This is a genomic window from Mesorhizobium sp. M0659, assembly GCF_040320605.1.
Classification (GTDB): Bacteria; Pseudomonadota; Alphaproteobacteria; order Rhizobiales; family Rhizobiaceae; genus Mesorhizobium.
In genome coordinates, this window is sequence record NZ_JAMYPY010000019.1 from 1 (window position 1) to 17,448 (window position 17,448).

The 17,448-nt window shown below is 60.3% G+C and carries 10 protein-coding genes; 5 read left to right on the plus strand and 5 right to left on the minus strand.

Annotated features, from left to right (window positions below; genetic code table 11):
• Positions 1-5,255: beta strand repeat-containing protein (locus NKI31_RS24790; RefSeq protein WP_352652797.1), on the minus strand; the 5,255-nt coding region annotated here is incomplete at its 3' end.
• A gap of 322 nt (positions 5,256-5,577) precedes the next feature.
• On the opposite strand from NKI31_RS24790, the gene NKI31_RS24795 reads away from it, so the two are divergent.
• Positions 5,578-6,516, plus strand: a complete 939-nt coding sequence (locus NKI31_RS24795) for a transglutaminase-like cysteine peptidase (protein ID WP_023687774.1) — start codon at positions 5,578-5,580, stop codon at positions 6,514-6,516.
• 85 nt (positions 6,517-6,601) lie between these two features.
• On the opposite strand, the gene NKI31_RS24800 is transcribed toward NKI31_RS24795, so the two are convergent.
• Genes NKI31_RS24800 through NKI31_RS24815 form a run of 4 tightly spaced genes read right to left on the minus strand, consistent with a single transcriptional unit; the run spans position 6,602 to position 12,184 of the window.
• Positions 6,602-7,243, minus strand: a complete 642-nt coding sequence (locus NKI31_RS24800; RefSeq protein ID WP_023696388.1) for a ribbon-helix-helix domain-containing protein — start codon at positions 7,241-7,243, stop codon at positions 6,602-6,604.
• Entirely contained in the window at positions 7,233-8,522 is a 1,290-nt protein-coding gene (locus NKI31_RS24805) for an HlyD family type I secretion periplasmic adaptor subunit (protein WP_023738302.1), read from the minus strand. Before NKI31_RS24805 ends, NKI31_RS24800 begins: the two co-directional genes overlap by 11 nt.
• A gap of 43 nt (positions 8,523-8,565) precedes the next feature.
• Positions 8,566-10,698, minus strand: a complete 2,133-nt coding sequence (locus NKI31_RS24810; protein ID WP_023687775.1) for a type I secretion system permease/ATPase — start codon at positions 10,696-10,698, stop codon at positions 8,566-8,568.
• Between the two features lie 37 nt (positions 10,699-10,735).
• Complete coding sequence (locus NKI31_RS24815) at positions 10,736-12,184, minus strand: TolC family protein (protein WP_352652798.1); 1,449 nt, start codon at positions 12,182-12,184, stop codon at positions 10,736-10,738.
• Positions 12,185-13,001: 817 nt separating this feature from the next.
• Here NKI31_RS24815 and NKI31_RS24820 point away from each other — a divergent pair.
• The 4 genes from NKI31_RS24820 (at position 13,002) to NKI31_RS24835 (ending at position 17,441) form a co-directional block, all read left to right on the plus strand.
• Entirely contained in the window at positions 13,002-13,181 is a 180-nt protein-coding gene (locus NKI31_RS24820; RefSeq protein WP_352652799.1) for a hypothetical protein, read from the plus strand.
• A 699-nt stretch (positions 13,182-13,880) separates the two neighbouring features.
• Positions 13,881-14,903 carry a LacI family DNA-binding transcriptional regulator gene (locus tag NKI31_RS24825; protein WP_023686868.1) on the plus strand — a complete coding sequence of 341 codons (1,023 nt, stop codon included), beginning with the start codon at positions 13,881-13,883 and terminating at the stop codon, positions 14,901-14,903.
• Between the two features lie 173 nt (positions 14,904-15,076).
• Positions 15,077-16,090 (plus strand): SIS domain-containing protein, encoded by a 1,014-nt coding sequence (locus NKI31_RS24830; protein WP_352652800.1) that lies wholly within the window; start codon positions 15,077-15,079, stop codon positions 16,088-16,090.
• Positions 16,091-16,118: 28 nt separating this feature from the next.
• Positions 16,119-17,441, plus strand: coding sequence for an ABC transporter substrate-binding protein (locus NKI31_RS24835; RefSeq protein WP_352652802.1), 1,323 nt, complete (start codon positions 16,119-16,121; stop codon positions 17,439-17,441).
• Positions 17,442-17,448 lie beyond the last annotated feature (7 nt).

Below are 17,448 nucleotides of genomic sequence, written 5' to 3' on the forward strand. Positions count from 1 at the left end.
GCGATATGGCCGGTCAGCACCGGCGTGGCATCGCCTGTCGCCGTGTCGTGATTGCCGGCGGCAAGGTCGTCCTCGTCGGCGATCAGGTTCGCCGACGTCGACAGCGCCGTCACGCCGGTATCGCTCAGCGTCACCGTGAACGTCGCCGTGGTGGTGTCGCCGTCGCCGTCCTTGATGGTGTAGGTGAAGGTCTCGTCGACCGTCGTCCCGTTGGCCACGTTCTGCGTGGTGTTGGTATAGACCAGGTTGCCGCCGACTATGGCGACGGTGCCGCCATGGTCGCCAGCCCCGATCACCAGCGAACCTGCTGCCGCCGGACCGTCCGCGCCATAATGGTCGTTGCCCAGGATCCCAGCGACCGTGCCGATCGTCAGGTTCGTCACGTTCTCTGCATGGCTGGCAAGCACGCCGTCGTTCGCAGCCGTAGGCAGGTCGTCGTCGATGACCACGGTGAAGGAGGTGGTTCCGGTTGAGCCGTCGGCGTCGGTCACCGTGGCGGTGACCGTGAACGGTGCGGTGTCGTCCTCGGTGCCGGCCACTGTGTGCTTGACCGGCTGCAGCAGGGTCATGGTGTAGTCGGCGCCGGTATCGTTGACGCTGCTCACCGCGATGGTGAACACCTGGTTGGCGGCCACGCTCGGGTCGGTGTTATGCACGTAGCCGATCAGCTGGCTGCCGACCCATGTCGTGTCGACCACAGCGCCGGCCAGCGTCTGCAGGCCCGTCGCATTGCCGGCCGTCGACAGCACAACGCCGCCGAGGGCGATATGGTCGGCGCCCAGCGTGTAGGCGATATGGCCGGTCAGCACCGGCGTGGCATCGCCTGTCGCCGTGTCGTGATTGCCGGCGGCAAGGTCGTCCTCGTCGGCGATCAGGTTCGCCGAAGCCGTCACATTGGTGATGCCGCTGTCGGAGACCCCGAACGTCACCTGCTTGGTGACCGTGTCGCCGTCCTTGTCGCTCACCGTGTAGCTGAACGTCTCGGTTACCGTCGTGGCGCTCGTCACGTGCGCCGGCGCGGTGTAGATCAGATGGCCGGCGCCGTCGATCGACAGCGTTCCGCCTGTCGCGCCCTGGTTGGCGAAGACCAGGCCTTGCAGCGTTCCCTGCAGGCCGTCGGCGCCCGCGCCGATGCCCAGAACCGTCACTGCATCACCGATGTCGTGCGCTCCGGTGCCCTCGACGAAGGTCGCTCCCGCATAGTTCTGCGCAACCGGACCATCATCCTGGAATTCGATGCTCAGGGCGACATGGGATATGGCAGTGCTGGTGTCGCCGTCGAAATCGGTGATGGTGGCCTTGACGTGCAGGTCGGCGGTGACGGTCGCGATGTCGTCAAATGCTGCGGTGCTTGAACCGTCGACATTGTGAGCGATCGGCTGATACTGCCCGATCCAGACCGCTCCGGTCGGGTCGACATAAACCTTGAACACGTCGACGTTGTTGGCAGAACCAACGAGAACGCCGTCCGAATTCGTCGAGAGCATGATCGCCGAGCCGTCGAGTGTCTTCAGGCCCGAATCGACGTTTGCTAGCGGCTTGCCATCCGCGTCGGTGACGGCAAACGAGAATGTCGCACCCTCATCCGCGCCAATCGAGGCATTGAACAGGCCGAGTGCGCTGGCTGCCGATTTTGCGTAACCGAGCGCGTCTGGCTCAGTGACCAGGGCTGGCGGGAGCAGTGCGGTGTCATCCGCCGGATTGGGATCGGCGGCGTTGTTGACGCCGGCGGATTCGTCGTGGCTGACTCGGAAGACCTCCGTCTGCGTGGTGACCGTCGTGACCTTGGCTTCGATGCCGAAGATCTTGAACGGGTTGCCGCCGGTCAGGGTCGCATCGGTCCCGCCAGCGTTGGAATCGAAGGTAAAATCGTTGTAGTTGCCCACCTTGAGCTGGTCGAACGGTGTGCTGCCCACAACTTCGACCGTCGCACCATCCGGCACGCCGGCGAAGGCATAGCCCACCTGCACGCCGCCTTCGAAAACAGCCGTACCGGCCGTCAGCACACCGTTGATGTTCACGGTGAACGGCTCGAACGTGCCACCGTCCTTGGCGCCGATGAAAAGAATGGCATTGTGAATCTGGTGAGCCTGGGAGACGTCGATCGTGAAGCTGACCGACGACACGTCATAGGAACCACCGTCGGTGTTGGTGGGGATATTGAGGTTGTTGACGAAGTCCATCGTCACGATTTCGGGGCCAGCAAGCGGTTGGGTTTCGTATCCGTCGATGATCTGGCCGTTGCCGACGCCGATCTTGGTGCCCGTGGTGTTGACCGAATCGTCGTTGTCGTTGATGTCGATGCCGCTGAGCTTGATGTCGTGATTGCCGGCGCCATCCATGCCGCGAACATCGGTGTTGCCGGCCTGCAGCGTATAGACGATCGTTTCGGTCGTGGTTGTGGTTGTCGTGCCCGCATCCCGCGCGACGATCTGCGGAACGTCGTCGAGCACCTGGACCTTGAACGTACCAGCCGCCAGTCCGATGGTGTCGCCGTCACCGTCCATGGCGATGACGAAGGCCGAAAGATCGATACCGCCATTGGCAAGCGTATTTTCGGTGTTATCGCCCGGGAGCGTATCCAGAGTCGGATGATCGATCTGGTCGATCAGGGTGAAGACATAGGAGCCGTCCGCACCGACGGTCAGGGTGAAAACGGGACGATCCGTGCCCGCCTGATAGCCGGCGCCGGCGCCTACATCGACATAGCCGGTCAGGGTCGTGCCGTCGGAGACGATGAGGACGTTGCCGCCTTTCGAATCAAATCCCGAATCCGATGGGGTGGTTTGGGTGACAAGGCCGAAGGCCGAGGTCGCATTCGGGCCGTCAGAGCCGAAGTCGACGATTGCATTCAATGCGCCGGCAGCACCGATGGCAACCGCGGAGTTTGTTCCGGTCACTTCGCCGTCGGGCTGGGCATTGTCGACATTCCCGGTGGACTGGCTGTTGTGCAGACCGTCTTCGTCGACATTCGCGGTGACCTGGGCGGTGCCAGTAACCTTCGGCCCGTCATCGTCGAAGGAGAATGCGGAGCCTTGGCCGTTGATCAGGTCGACGGTCGCCTTCTCTGTGATGGTGTCGCCGTCGCCATCCTGGCGCGTTACCTCATATTGCAGCTGAACCTGGCCGCCATTGGTCAGCGACAGATTGAGTTCGGAATCGAACTTGTTGCCGTCGGCGCCATGGTTAAGTGCCTCATAGAGCGTGGTCTGCAGCTGCTCGGCGCCAGGCGCCCCGGTGATCGCGATGGTCAGAACCTGATCGCCATGCGTGTCGCGGCCGACGATCACTCCTCCTTCGAGGAAGAGCGTGACGGCGCCGCCGTCGGTGGCGGTGAGATTCGTGGCAAGGCCACCGGCCGGAATGCCGGTAAAGCTCAGATTCCCGGTAACGGTACCAGGACCGTCCGAACCATAGCTGCCGCTGACAGTGAACAGATTGGTCAGTCCGCCTGCTACCGCGGTGTTGACCTGCGCCAGGCCCGGACCGGCATCATCCGTGTTGGCGTTGCCGCCGGCATCTTCGGTCTCGCCGATAGCGCCATTGTAGCGATCCGCGCCAACCGTCTCGTCAAGCTCGACGGAAAGCAGGCCAGCCGCTCCATCGTGGGCGCCGACCGTTAGGCTTGGCCCATCGTCGTCGAAGGAGAATGCGGAGCCTTGGCCGTTGATCAGGTCGACGGTCGCCTTCTCGGTAATGGTGTCGCCGTCGCCGTCCTGGCGCGTTACCTCATATTGCAGCTGAACCTGGCCGCCATTGGTCAGCGACAGATTGAGTTCGGAATCGAACTTGTTGCCGTCGGCGCCATGGTTGAGCGCTTCGTAGAGCGTGGTCTGCAACTGCTCTGCGCCGGGCGCGCCGGTGATCGCAATGGTCAGGACCTGATCACCCTGCGTGTCGCGGCCGACAATCTCTCCTCCTTCGAGGAAGAGCGTAATGGCCCCGCCGTCCGTGGCAATGAGATTCGTGGCAAGGCCACCGGCCGGAATGCCGGTGAATGCCAACTGCGCGGTCGTGCTGCCTGGCCCGTCGGCACCGTAGACGCCGCCAACGGCGAACAGCGAAGAAAGGCCACCCGCCAGGCCGGTCGTCACCTGGGCCAGGCCAACGCCGTCATCGGTGTTGGCGTTGCCGCCGGCATCTTCGGTCTCGCCGGCATTATAGCGGTCGCCGCCGACCGTCTCGTCGAGCTCGACCGAAAGCAACTGTGCCGCTTGCGCGGTTGCCTGGACCGAAAGCGTAGGGCCGTCATCCAGCACACCAATATTGAGGGTCGCGGTGGCCGGATCATTGTCTGTGTCTGTAACCACGACGGCAAAGCTGTCGGAAACCCCCTCGGTCGTTCCGGTCGATGACTTGTCGTGATGATCAAGAGTGTTGTCGGCAAGGGTATAAATCCAGCTATAGCCGTTCGTAGGATTGCCGGTGACCACGAGCGTGCCGTATTGCCCGGCAACGCTGCCGCCGTTGGTCACGTCCACACCGTCAATGACAAGCGTCCCGATGCCATCACCCGAGACGATGTTGAAGGTCCCTGAAACCTGCTCGGCGGTGCTGGCCGGGTCCGTCCCGTCGGAAAGCGCGGCCTCGTTGACGACAAATCCGGAGCCAATGTCGATTGTCGGCGTCGTATCTTCTTCCCTGACCCCGATCGTCAGCTCACGCGGCTCCAGCCGTCCAAATTGCAGGTCCGTCGGCGGCAACAATGCGGAAAGATCGAAGCCGTCGCCGATACCACCTGGGGGAATGGTGAAGTCGCCGCCGGCACTGCCTGGGGCGCCGCCCGGGCCGGCCGAGATCGAACCATCGGCACCGAAGGCGACATCGACGTGGCTCGCTTCAAGAGCGGCCAGCAAGGCCACGCGCGGAACTTCGACATCACCGATGATGAAGGTCGGCACGTTGAGCGCGCCATCCTTGATGAGGATGACTGAACCGTCGGCCTGTTCCAGCAACAGATTGTGGCCGTCGACCTTGATGTTGTCGATGGAGACGTCCGCCGGAAGTTTCACGATGTTGCTGGCGTCGGCCACGTATTCATGCGGCGCGGCTGCCGCCGGCGCTTTCGCCTCCGCGGGTGCTGCCGGCTGAACGGGTGCGCCACTGCCGACATCGACCGGCACCGGCTCGGCAGGCGCCGCCTGAGCGGCCTGCGCTACCTGGATGCCTGCCTGCGATGGCGAGCCGCCATGTTCATGTGAAGAGTGCTCGTCCCAAGAATTCGAGACGGTATCCAAATCGTTACTCGTCGTCATAGCCAAACCCCTCCGGCATTTCCCGGATAGAGACAGTGACGACTTCTGCTTTGCAACTGTCCCGCAATCAATTTCATATATCCTGGTATGCAAGTCTCGGCATTTTTTACGTGTGGTAAACCCGGAAGATATAATCTGATATACATTGACCGCGCCGCGCTTCGTTTATATCCGCCGGCTGAGCTGGATTGGTAAACAGAAGTATAAGTTTGAATAAAGTTTTACACAAAATAGGTATTCCCGATTGAAGGAAACTTATCCACCTTCCTTTCCAGTAATTTGAGACAAGATTGGTACCGTCCACAGTCAAGAGGTGGGCGTTATGAAAAAAGAAAAATCTGCCCTGGGAATAACCGGGCTCAGGCTCATCCTGCTGGCAATGGCGATCACAAGCCTGCCGCAGCCATCATCCGCGAAAGCAATTACCGTGAATGCCGGCGCTGCCGCTGGAGTTCTGGCGGCGGTCGAAACCCCTTCCAGTCTCGGCGGCGTTTCGCTGGCTCGGCCGCAGCCATGGCAGCCGGTTTCAGCCTACCGGATCGGCATGATTTTCAGCAGCTCTGTTGCCGTTGATGAAAAGCGTGGTTCTTCGATCGCGCCGCCCGCCGCCGGGATCGACCTGATCCAGACGGCGGCGATCATTCCCGGCGTGTTCGGTTCTGTTGCCCTGTCGATGCGCAATTTCCCGGTTTCGGCGCGCTGGGCGCCGGTCTACAAGGCAATTGTCGACTGTACCGCGAGCAGCGCGTGCGAACGCAAGAACAGCGCCTTTGCCGAGATAGTCAAGGCAGCCGGGAACAAGCGCTTCATCGACAAGTTGTCCTTCGTCAACTCAAGTATAAATCGCGCCATCGCCTACAAGAAGGACAGCGTGGTTTACGGCAAGCTCGACTACTGGGCCAAGCCCCGGGAAATCCTTGAGCGGCGGGCAGGGGACTGCGAGGATTTCGCCATCCTCAAGATGGCCGCGCTGCTGCATGCAGGCATCCCGGCGCAGAGCATGTCGCTGGTCGTCTTGCAGGATCGCAAGCGCGGTTTCTTTCATGCCGTGCTGTCGGTCAGCACCGGCAGCGGCGTCTTCATTCTCGACAGCCTGAGCAACGTCGTTTCGCGCGACACAGACCTGCCGACCTACGTACCGCTCTATTCGTTCAGCACGGATCGCGCGTGGATCCATGGCGCGAAGACCGGTTCTGCTCAAATAGCCGATATCAAGGGCGGCCTTTCGACGGTCGCGCCTGGTGAAGGTGTGCAGCCGTAAGCTTCCGTCAGAGAGTCTTGAGCGCTCTATCTCTTGTTTGACGCAATTTTCGACGGAAACCGCTCACATTTTTCCCGGAATTGCTCTAGCCGCCGAAGACGAACGCCATCAGCAGTTCCGGCTCGACCACCGGCGCCCGCACCGCGCTCAGTTGACCGCGGTAGCGGCGCTCGCCGGCGCCTATGACGAAACCGGTCGCGACCGGCGTCTCGCCATTGGCGTCGAGCCTGGCGAATATGTCGGCGACATTGAGGTCCAGTGCCAGCTTGAGATCCTGGCGCGCGTCCTCGTTCGGCGCCACCGGCAATTGCCGCCGCACCAACTGCTGGAACGGCGCATTGAAGGTCAGGATCTTCTTCGACGACGCCAGGGCAAAGGCCGGCGAGGGACAGGCGACGAGAATGGCGTTGATGGTCTTGATCGACGCGAGCCTCTGCAAGGTGACGTTCTGGTCGGCCAGTCCACGCATGCAGGCTACGCGGATTGCCGATGTCAGGTTTCCGGCGTTGGCGTGGCTCTCTGCAATTTCCTCGATCAGCGTGCCGATGGTGCATTTGCGGCTTTCCGCCATTTGCTTCAGCGAAGTCCAGAACGCCCGTTCCAGACGAATGCCGCGGCGCGTGCCGCCACGCGCCACAACCCGGAACTCAAGACCGAAATCCTCACTCGCCAGCGGTGGCAGCAGCCGGTCGCGATCGACCGGGCGGGAGATCGCACTATCGCTCACTCATTGCCTCCTCCCGCGCCTTGTTGATCGGCTTCAGAAGGTAAGTGAGGATCGTTTTGCGTCCGGTCTTGATGTCGACCGAACAGATCATGCCGGGGATGATCGAATAGGTCTTGCCGTCGCGCGTCAGGGTCGATTTGTCGGTGGCGACACGCACCTGATAGTACGGTTCGCCGGTCTTCTGGTCGACAAGGCTGTCGGCAGTGATGTTCGACACCTTGCCTTCGATGCCGCCGAAGATCGAGAAGTCATAGGCGGTCACCTTGATCAGGGCATCCTGGCCCGGCCGGATGAATGCGACGTCCCGCGGTGAAACCCGGGCTTCGACCAGCAGGGTCTCGGACGTCGGCACTATACCCGCGACGACCGCGCCGGGCTGGACGAAGGCGCCGACCGTGTTGATGTCAAGCGTGTTGACGATACCATCGACAGGCGAACGGATATCGGTACGCGCCACCTTGTCGGTGGCACCGCGTATCGTCTCGTCCACCACCGAGAGATCGGCCAGCGCCTGCGTCAGATCGCTGAGCGCTTCCTGTTGCAGCTGCAGGCCGAGTTCGTCGACCTGAAGCTTGGCTTCCGTGATGGCAGACCTGGCTTTCTTGATGGTCTCTCCGGCAAGCGTCAGCTGACCATTGAGCTCGGTCTGCTCGCGCTCGACGCGGAGCTGCTCGGTTCGCGCCATCAGGCCTTTCTTGACCATCGCTTCGACCAGCTTCGCCTCCTGGTCGCTGACAGCCAGGTTCTTGGTGAGGCGATCGGCATTGGCGTTGGCTTCGTCGAGTTCCTTCTCACGCTGATCGAGGCGCGACTTGAGAACCGACAGTTTGACTTCGAAGTTGTCGCGCCGCGCGATCAGCAGCTTCTGCTCGTTGTCGCAGATTTCCGGCGCCACCTTCTGAATCTCGGGCGGGCAGGGAAACGCGCCCTCTAGACTTCCGGTCTGTTCGAATTTGAGCCGTGCAATGCGCGTCTGCAATGCCCGCGCCTTAGCCTGCTGCTCTCCAAGGCTGGAAGTGTTGAAGGTGTTGTCGAGACGAATGATGAGGTCATTCTTCTTGACGACCTGACCGATCGTCACGGCGATTTCCTGAACCACGCCCGGCTCGCTGGCCTGGATGATCTGGGTCTTCGACGCCGGTATGATCTTGCCGTCGCCGCGTGCGATTTCATCGACCTCGGCGAAGGATGCCCAGGCTACCGAACTCGCAAAAAGCGCTCCGATAATGAATATCGAAGCCGACGCAAAAAGCGGCGGACGGTCTTCCCTGGCTAGCATTTACCACGTCCCAACGTGCTGTATTCACGCATAATTCTGTTCGTCAGGCGCTTGTTTTCTGCAGCGCCTGTATCACTTGGTCTTTCGGTCCATCGGCAACGATCTTGCCCTGCTCGATGACAATCAGGCGGTCGGCCAGCTCGAGCATGCTGAAGCGGTGCGTCGAAACGATCAGCGTCGTGTTGCGATCGAAAGCCACTTTGAGCTGCTTGATCAGCTGGCGTTCGGAAGCCAGGTCCATCGAGCCGGACGGCTCGTCCAGGAACACGATCTTCGGTTTGGTCAGCAACAGGCGGGCAATTGCCATTGTCTGCCTCTGACCGCCCGAGAGATTGGTGCCGCGCTCGCCGACATTCATGTCGTAACCTCGCGGATGGCGGGAGACGAAGTCGTCGACGCCGGCAGCCTTGGCCGCGTCGACGATCTGCTCATCGGTCGCCTCCGGGCACGCCATCAGGAGATTTTCCTTGATGGTGCCGGAAAACAGATCGTTGGCTTGCGCGACGATCCCGACCGCGGCGCGAACCTCCGATGGGTGGTATTGACGGATGTCGATCCCGTCCAGCAGCAGCTCGCCGGAGGTCGGCAGGAAAAGCCTGCCGATCAGCCGCCCCATGGTCGTCTTTCCCGAGCCTATGCGGCCGATGATGCCGATCCGCTCACCGGGCTTCACCGAGAAATTCAGGCCGGTCAGCACTTCGTTTTCGGAACCCGGGTAGACAAAGCCAACATTCCTGAATGCCATTGCACCGTTGCGAATGGGGCGGTTGACGAAACCGACCGTGTCCGGCCGATCCTCAGGCTGCGCCATGATCGAATTCACCATTCGCAGGGACAGCATCGCCTGGCGAAGTCTGGACAAGGTGATCGCAATCTGCCCAAGCGGGGCCACCGCCCGGCCTGCCAGCATGACGGTGCCGATGATGGCGCCGGTCGAGACATGCCCTTCCGAAAAGGCATAGGCGCCGGCCACGATCAAAGCGACGGTGACCATCTGCTGGATGGCTTGGGTTATGTTGCCGGCGGCAGCCGAAAGCTGTTTGATCTTCTCGGACGTGTTGGATGCGTTCTTGGAATGCTCCGCCCATTTTCGCAGAAGGTAAGCCTCTGCGCGCAGCGATTTGATCGTTTCCAGCGTGGAGATGGATTCCACCAGCAGGGCCTGGCGCTGCGAAGCCTCGTTCATAGAAGCGGCAACGCGTTTGCCGATGCGCCGTTGCGTGATCAGCCCGACGATCACCGAGGCCACAAAGGCAATGGCCGGTATGACGACCAGCCAACCGCCTATCGCATAGATGACAAGAAGAAAGACGAAGACGAAGGCTGTGTCGATGAAGACGCTGATGGTGTTCGACGTGAAAAACTCGCGCACGAACTCGTACTGGGTCACCCGATTTGCATATTCGCCGGTTGAGCCGGGCCTTGCCGACAAGGACGAGTTCAGCACCTTCTCGAAAAGCATATAGGAGATGCGAAGATCGGCCTTGCGCCCGGCATAGTCGATCAGTGACGCTCTGGCGGTCTTCAAGAGCAGGTCGAACAGAATGACCGCGCCGATCCCGATCGACAGCACCCAGAGCGTCGATATCGCCTTGTTCGGCAAGATCCTGTCGTAGACGTTCATGGTGAAGATCGGTGAGGCAAGAGCCAGCAGATTGATGAATACCGCCGACAGGATGACCTTCGAATAGGTGCGCCAGAACGGCCCCATCGTGCCGGTCAGCCAATGTCGCCGCTCGATCTTGGCCGCCGAACCGACGCTCATCGCCTCTACTGCGTTGGCATAGGTTATCGAGAACGAAACGCCGCCACTAATATAACTTCCGGAAAACTCGGATTTGCTGATTGTCGTGCGGCCGTCTTCCTGGGGAGCGGTCGTAAATCCACCGTCCTCGGTCTGGGCAAGCAGCGCTACAGGCAACTGGCTGACGCGAAACAGAATGGCGGGAAGGTCGATGCGTCCGCGAAGAAAGTCGCGATGGCTGAATTCCGTGATTTCAAGACCGATGCGTTCGGCAAGATGCCGGATGGCGTCGATATCGATGCGGGTGTCTGACAGCGGCACGCCGGCAAACAGCACGGTCTCGGAACTCGGCCTGCCGAGGTACCCGGCAACAGCGGAGAAGCAGGCCTTGAACGCCTCTTTTGGGGAGAGGATTTTGGGTTGTGGGTTCACGATTGGCCCGCAGGACTATCGTTCGTCCTTGACCTTCCTACTTCTTTCTTACCGGTGCGAGGATGTCGAAAGGCAGATCGTTCGTCTGCTCCGACGGCGTGCGCGCATAGGTTTCGGTGTCGGCCGTTTCAGGCGCATTGAACTCGGCCTTGGCATAGGCGGTGGCCTGTTTTGCCGGCTGAAGATTCATGGTCTTCAGCAACTGCCCGGTTGCCGCCAGCAGCCGGTACTGCGCGAAAAGCGACGCGTAGGATGCGGTGTCGGCAAGCGTAGCTGTGTTGAACCGCGTGTTCTGCGCGTCGAGCACGTCGAGCAGCGAGCGCTGTCCGACCTTGAACTGCTCGCGATAGGACGCCACCAGCCTTTCGTTGGCGGCAGCCTGAAGCTTCAATGTCTTTGCCAGATCGGCCTGCCGGAAGCGGCGATCCCATGACGTACGGACGGCTTCCTCGATCTCGCGCAGAACCTGGTGCAGCACAAGGCGCTGCTCGCTGGTGCGGCGGACCTGCTCTTGCTCGTTGGCTTTGTCGATGCCGCCGCGATAGAGGTTCCAGCGCAGCACCAGCCGCGCCTGCAGGTCGCTAGCGTCGCCATCGTCGCCGTCGATGTCATAGCCGCCGCGGGCGCGGCCTTCGGCGATGACGGAGGGCCCGAATTTCGCCCGCGCCGCATCCACCAGGGAGGCGGCGGCGTCGATATCGCTGTTGGCCATGTGGACGCGCGGATTGTTCTGTCGCGCCAGCCCTAGCGCGTCGTCGAGCGACCTTGGCAGCGCGCTCGAGACATCGCCTGGCCTTGACGCGTTGGTCAGCGGCTTACCGACCGTCTTGAAGAACCGTATCTTGGAAGCCTCCAGTTCTTCGGTCGCCTCCTGCATACGTGCCTTGGCAGCGAACAGCCGCTCCTCGGCCTGCTGGCGATCAGCCTCGTTCAACGCGCCGCCTGCAATACCTTGCCGGATGTCGCCGAGGATTGCCTGGTGAAAGCCCAGATTCTTCTTCGCTTCTGAAACGATCGAAGCCTGCAGCATGTATTCGAGATAGTCCTGGACGACAGTCAGTCCAATGAATTCAGACCGTTCCAGCACCCGGAACGATGCGCCGTCGACCCGCGACGCCTGACGATTCAGTTCCGCCCGCCTTGCGCCGCTGTCATAAAGCGTCTGCGTGACAACGACATCGGCTTCCGCCGGATAGAGCGCGTCATCCTCTATGGACAGCGCACGCCGGGAGGAATTGTCTAGACGGCGAGCCCCTGCCGACGCCTCGACATCGACGCTGGGAAGATAGAGTCCCTTCGCTTGGCGCAGCTCGAATTCGATTGCTTCGCGGTTTTCGATCGCTTGGCCAATTTCGGGGTTGGACTCCATCGCAACCGCCATCGCCTCCTGGAGAGTGAGCGCGTGAGCATTCCCACAGCTCAATATGGCGACCGTCGTCAGCAGGCCAAGGCGCTTGCCAATGGCCGGCATAACTATTGTTTTCATTTTGCCCATCCCAACGTTTCCCCGCGCCCTTATCCCCAGGCGCTACAACTCAAGCGTGATTGTTCACAAATTTACAAAATATGTGAGCGCTTATTGATTTAGTGACCGGTAAAACGCTGAGTTCAAGCCATAAATCTAAGGAATGTAGCAAAAATAGCACATAAAGATACTAAGGTGCGGTTTCTGGCAACAGCCATCCGGGTTCGCGCAGGCAAAGGAGAATGCTCCCCCGGGAAGGGACCGCAGTGGCAACTTACAACCAATCTGCTCAGATAGCCTGACTATTTCTGGGGCGCATATTCATCTGCGAGCCCACATGGCAATTGGTTGGCAACAGGATGAACTTCGAGGCAAGTGAGCCCGTCCTAATCCGGCGCGTCGACTCGTAAATCCGTTCCACGGATTACAACTGCCTGCAAGCTGCCGCATGTTCGTACTTCCCAAGTCTCATCGGCCATATCGAGGCGCTAGACCGTCAACTGGTCGCGCGGCTGTTGCCACAGCTGCCGATCTGCAACCGGACCAATTTCCGACGTTCTGGACCTGGTCTCCCAAGGTTTGGAAAACGAGGTCAGCTATGGTCGGCAGTTCGGGGTCGCGGGAGCATACGGGAAGCTTTCAGATTTTGGCCCACGAAGAACTCAACAAAATCAACGATTTTCATTCGCCCTCCGGGCCTACCATAGCCATTGATTTTGCAACGCGCAATGCACCTGGAGCAGTGACGGTACTCTCGAAAAGTGTTGGGCGCGGCTGTCGAACGCCACAAACTGCAAAAAATCGTCCGATTGATCCCGATAGTTGGTGAAACCTCAAAATGTTTTTTGCGCCGATTTTTCCTTTAAATCAAAAGGGTAATTTTTTGACGGTTCTGGTGGCGGACTTTTTTGCTTTGATGGAAAATACTGACAGTCGTTCAATGGTTATAGGCTGTATAAACAATCGAGTGGGAATGGTTCAGGCCCACTCAAACGCCGCCGAAAATACGCCAATCTGACGTAACGCGCTGAAATAAAAACAAATCCTTTCAGGATAATCAGCGACAATCGGTGCTTAGAGATTGCCTTTGACGGACCGCCTGACGGACCTTCCGCATATTCCGCGGCTATCGCAAGAGTGCCGGGCGTTGTTTGCGTACTTGGCCGAGGTGCCCTTGCTTGGCAAGTTCCTTCCGCGACAAGGGTCTGCTCGACAGCATTTTCGTCGCTATTGCCAATGCGGAGCCCCGGAGGATCAAAACCGGTTAGCAGCATGATGCCGACGGTTCAGAGCAAGCGACTCAGATTCCCGATTTGCTCAGAGTCTCCCAGCCTGTGGCTCTCCGTGCAGCGGGCCTTGAGCGTCTGGCTCGACCTTTTTGAAAGCTCGCCTCCAATCGCTGGACGAGTTTGGCGGCAAGGCTAGTCGTCTCCATCGGTGTTGTGATCGATGCCAGGGAGGCCGCCTGGACCATGGCGTGAACTCATTGCCGTATGCTGGCAGTGCAAGGCAATGAACTGACTGCACAACATGTAGGTGCATTCGTGGATCAAATTTCCAGATAGCCAAACAGCGCGCGTATCTCGATTAGGTGGCAAGGAGTTGCGAAAGCTATGTTCGCAGTTTGAGAATCGTCCGATATGCCGCACAACGATGCCGGCAAGACGAGCCGAGAATGATCTGACGCAATGTTCAGATCCAAGAAGGACGGTTACCTGTGGCCCAGAAAGGAATCACACTAAAGGACGTTGCCGCAGCGGCTAAGGTGTCGCGCGCCACGGCCGCCCGGGCGCTCAACAGCTATGGTTACGTTGGCGACGAGACGGCGCTCCGCGTGGTTGAGGCAGCCGAAAGGCTGGGCTATCGGGCCAACCTCGTCGCGCAGGCGCTGCGCAGCGGACAATTGCCGATCATAGGCTTCGTGCCCGGCGATATCCAGAATCCGTTCTTCGCCCGAATCGCGCACGACATAGAGGTGGAACTGCGCAAGCACCGCCACAATCTTCTGATTGCCAGCAGCGAGGAGAATGTAGAACAGGAGAAAGAACTGCTTGAGAGCCTTCGCTCGCTCAGCATTCGCGGCTTCATCCTTGCCCCAACGTCTGCAACCGACAGCCAGCATATTGTGCAACTGGCCCGCGAAGGCGCACCGATCGTGCTCATCGACCGCGTGGTAAAGGACCTGCAATGCGACAGCGTCGTCGTTGACAACGAGGGCGGGGCACGCGAGGCAGTGGACTATCTGGTTGGCAACGGTCACCACCGGATCGGTCTTTTGCGCGACGAGTCACGCATCTTTACGGCACAGGAACGCTTGGCTGGCTACCAAAACTCGCTCCACTCGCATGGGATCGCAATCGATGAAGCGCTCATCGGCGTATCGCGCTCGACCGTCGAGCACGCCATCGAAGCCACGATCCGCCTGTTCAGCCGGCGCAATCGCCCGACCGCACTGTTCACGGTGGACAGCCTCATGACGCAAGGCGCGCTTCTTGGCCTGCGTTCAATGGGGCTCTCGATTCCGCATGATGTGTCGGTGGTTGGCTTCGATGACTTCAACCTCGCCACGTTCACCGATCCGCAGATAACGGTCGTGGCGCAACCCATCTCCGAGATCGGACCGCTCGCCGCCAGATACCTGCTGGAGCGGCTTGCCGGCAAAAAGGTCGCACCGCGCCGTACCCGATTTCAGACCCGCTTGATCGTACGCGGATCGGTTGCCCGGCGCGCTGTGCGCTAAAGAGCAAACCCCTCGATTTCGGAGAATTTCGTCTAAAGGACTTGCCATTGGCGAAATTGCGTGCCCATTATTGCTTGTGAGATCGATCTCACATCGGGAAAACGAGCTAGACGGCCCACCGACGCCTAAGGCGGGCTAGAGGCCTGTAACATGCGAAATACAAGGAAAACGTCATGCTGAACTTCGATAGGGACCGCTTCGTGAAGATCCAAAGCGGGGCCGTCGCCGTCGCAGGTGAGGTTCGCTCACTGATGCGCACACTGCTGGCAGATGGCGTCGAGCGGCTGTTTTTCATGGGCACCGGCGGCGTGCAGCTTCTAACCTTGCCCGCGATCGAGTTGGCGCAGCGCTGTTCCACCTTCCCGGTGAGCGGTGCCTATCCGGCGCAGGTCGTGATCGATCCGCCCGCCGGTCTCGACAGCAAGGCCGTGGTGGTCATTCCGTCCTTGTCGGGCACGACCAAGGAAGGCGTCGAGCTCATGGCCTTTCTGAAAAAACGTGGTGTGCGCACGATTTCGCTCACCGGCCATTCGGATACGCCAATCGCACGGGAGGCTGACCACAATTTCACGAACTTCGCCGAAGACGACACCTCGTCGGAATCCTTCTACCTGCAGACGCTGCTGATCGTCCTGGCCCTGCTGGAAGAGCGCGGCGAATATGATGATTTTGATGGCACTGTCGCCGAACTCAAACTGCTGCCGGATCTGCTTGCCGACGCCAAGGCTGCCTTTGAGGACAGGGCGGCCGAACTGGCCCAGACAATCAAGGACGATACCTATCACATCTTCACCGGCGCCGGCTCGGTGTGGCCGGAGGCACACTATTACGGCATGTGCATCCTCGAAGAGATGCAGTGGATTCGCACCCGCCCGGTGCACGCCGCCGACTTCTTCCACGGTACGCTCGAGTTGGTCGAGCCGGGCGTCAGCGTTTTCGTGTTCAAGGGCGAAGATGCCCTTCGGCGCCTGGCCGACCGGGTCGAGAACTTCGCCAAGCGCTACACGGACCGCGTTCGCACGCTGGACGCGGCCTCGGTCAAGTTGCCGGGCATCTCCGCAAAGGTCCGCGGCATGATCTCGCCGGTTCTGCTCGCCACCTTGCTCGAGCGGCTGAGCGCCCATCTCGAGGTGCTGCGCAACCACCCGCTGACCACCCGTCGCTACTACAAACGCGTGGAATATTGATCCCCTCTCACCTCTGAAGGAGCTATCCATGAAACGTTCGCTGCAAATCGTGGCGGTCACGGTGGCCGCGGTATCATCATTGGGATTGTCGATAAGCGGCAGTTCCGCCGCTTCGCCGGCTGTCACGGCCGACCCAAACGCCAAGGTGGAATACACCGGCACGCTTTCGGTCCTGACGAAGTTCGGGCTGCAACAGCTGTCGCCCTATTTCGTCAACCTGGCACAGGCCTATGAGAAGCTCCATCCTGATGTGAAGGTCGAACTTATCCAGGAGAGCGACGACAGCGTGAAGGGCAAGACCAAGACGCTGGTCGCTTCCAACTCGCTGCCCGATATCTATTTCTCCTGGACAGGCAGCTGGGGTGGCAATTTCGTGCGCGGCAATCGCGCCGTTGATCTCACGCCCGTCATTGCTGCCGATACCGAGTGGGGCAAGTCGCTGTCTCCAGCCGCCGTCAAGGCGTTCCAATACAACGGCAAGTTCTATGGCATTCCGCTTTACCAGGATGCCAAGTTCATGGGCTACAACAAGCAGATCTTCGCCAAGCTCAGCCTCAAGGCACCCGCCACTTTCGAGGAATTGCTGACCAGCTGCGACGCCATCCGCAAATCCGGCGTGACACCGATCTCCTTCGGCAACAAGGAGGCCTGGCCGGCAATCCACTTTGCAGGCCAGCTGCTCGCCTACAACGTGCCGCAGGCAACGCTGGAACGCGACTTCGATCCGGCCACCGCCCAATACAGCGATCCAGGCTACGTCGCAGCACTCAAGCAGTTCAGCCAGCTTGTCGAGCGCTGCACCGATGGCGCCGGCGTCAACGGCACATCCTATGCTTCGGCTCTCCAGGCCTTCACCAACGCCCAGTCGGCCATGTACTACCAGGAAATCATCGAGTTCGATCAGGCCGCCACGCCGGAGTCGGCGTTAAAGCCCGCCGATTTCGGATTCTTCCGGCTGCCGGTGCCCGCTGGCGCAAAGGGTGACGCCAAGTCGATCGAGGGCGCGCCGGAGGGCTACATGATCAATGCGGCATCGAAGAACATCCCGCTGGCGATCGATTTCATGAAGTTCGTGACCTCGAAGGAAAATGCGCAGGTCTTGTCGGCGCCACCCTATGGCCAGCCGAGCGCCACCATCGGCGGCGCCTCGGAATCGAACATGAGCGCGGCTGTGGTCGACGGCCTCAAGGATATCAACGCCGCCTCATACCTCATGCCCTGGCTGGATACGGCCAACCCACCGCGCGTCGCCGCCGTCTGGCTGTCCAGCCTGCAGGCGCTGGCGGGCGGCTCGATGACGCCCGAGGAAGTGATGGACGAGGTGCGCAAAGCCGCATCCGCGGCCAAATAAGGCATAC

Excerpts from the sequence above, each read along its gene's own strand:
- NKI31_RS24820 (WP_352652799.1), top strand. The coding sequence starts at position 13,002 with ATGTTTTTTGCGCCGATTTTTCCTTTAAATCAAAAGGGTAATTTTTTG.
- NKI31_RS24835 (WP_352652802.1), top strand. The coding sequence starts at position 16,119 with ATGAAACGTTCGCTGCAAATCGTGGCGGTCACGGTGGCCGCGGTATCA.
- NKI31_RS24815 (WP_352652798.1), bottom strand. The coding sequence starts at position 12,184 with ATGAAAACAATAGTTATGCCGGCCATTGGCAAGCGCCTTGGCCTGCTG.
- NKI31_RS24795 (WP_023687774.1), top strand. The coding sequence starts at position 5,578 with ATGAAAAAAGAAAAATCTGCCCTGGGAATAACCGGGCTCAGGCTCATC.
- NKI31_RS24805 (WP_023738302.1), bottom strand. The coding sequence starts at position 8,522 with ATGCTAGCCAGGGAAGACCGTCCGCCGCTTTTTGCGTCGGCTTCGATA.
- NKI31_RS24830 (WP_352652800.1), top strand. The coding sequence starts at position 15,077 with ATGCTGAACTTCGATAGGGACCGCTTCGTGAAGATCCAAAGCGGGGCC.